1 protein-coding gene is annotated in these 1,422 nt (G+C 58.5%); it reads left to right on the top strand.

The genetic code is table 11. The features are described from left to right. On the top strand, window positions 1-1,422 hold a 1,422-nt coding region (locus FBF75_RS19510; protein ID WP_205826477.1), incomplete at both ends, for an autotransporter outer membrane beta-barrel domain-containing protein.

Genomic DNA, 1,422 nt, shown 5'->3' on the forward strand with positions numbered 1-1,422 from the left:
CTGGAGCTACTGGTGCCACGGGTATCACAGGTTCAACCGGACCTACTGGGGCAACGGGCAGCACTGGACCAACTGGTCCGACTGGAGCTACAGGAATTACAGGTTCAACCGGAGCTACTGGTGCTACAGGTATCACAGGTTCAACCGGAGCTACTGGGGCCACTGGCATCACGGGTGCAACTGGAGCTACTGGTGCCACGGGTATCACAGGTTCAACCGGAGCTACTGGTGCCACGGGTATCACAGGTTCAACCGGTCCGACTGGTGCTACAGGAATTACAGGTTCAACTGGAGCTACTGGGGCCACAGGTATCACGGGTGCTACCGGTCCGACTGGGGCCACGGGTATCACAGGTGCAACCGGTCCGACTGGTGCTACAGGTATCACAGGTTCAACCGGACCTACTGGTGCTACAGGTATCACAGGTACTACCGGAGCTACTGGTGCTACAGGTATCACAGGTGCAACCGGTCCGACTGGGGTCACTGGTAGCACAGGTTCAACTGGAGCTACTGGGGCCACGGGTATCACAGGTTCAACCGGTCCGACTGGGGCCACGGGTATCACAGGTTCAACCGGTCCGACTGGGGCAACTGGTGCTACAGGAATTACAGGTTCAACCGGATCTACTGGGGCCACTGGAATCACGGGTGCAACTGGAGCTACTGGGGCCACGGGTATCACAGGTTCAACCGGACCTACTGGTGCTACAGGTATCACAGGTTCAACCGGAGCTACTGGTACCACGGGTATCACAGGTTCAACCGGTCCGACTGGTGCTACTGGTATCACAGGTGCAACCGGACCTACTGGGGCCACTGGTGTGACGGGCAGCACTGGACCAACTGGTCCGACTGGAGCTACGGGAATCACAGGTGCAACCGGTCCGACTGGTGCTACAGGTATCACAGGTTCAACCGGTCCGACTGGTGCTACTGGTATCACGGGTGCAACTGGAGCTACTGGTGCTACAGGAATTACAGGTTCAACTGGAGCTACTGGGGCCACAGGTATCACGGGTGCTACCGGTCCGACTGGGGTCACTGGTAGCACAGGTTCAACTGGAGCTACTGGTGCCACGGGTATCACAGGTTCAACCGGACCTACTGGGGCAACGGGCAGCACTGGACCAACTGGTCCGACTGGAGCTACAGGAATTACAGGTTCAACCGGAGCTACTGGTGCTACTGGTATCACAGGTTCAACCGGACCTACTGGGGCCACTGGCATCACGGGTGCAACTGGAGCTACTGGGGCCACGGGTATCACAGGTTCAACCGGAGCTACTGGGGCCACGGGTATCACAGGTTCAACCGGAGCTACTGGTGCCACTGGAATCACGGGTGCAACTGGAGCTACTGGTGCCACGGGTATCACAGGTTCAACCGGACCTACTGGGGCAACGGGCAGCACTGGACCAA

Source organism: Bacillus sp. S2(2019) (genome assembly GCF_005144805.1).
GTDB lineage: Bacteria > Bacillota > Bacilli > Bacillales > Bacillaceae > Bacillus > Bacillus altitudinis.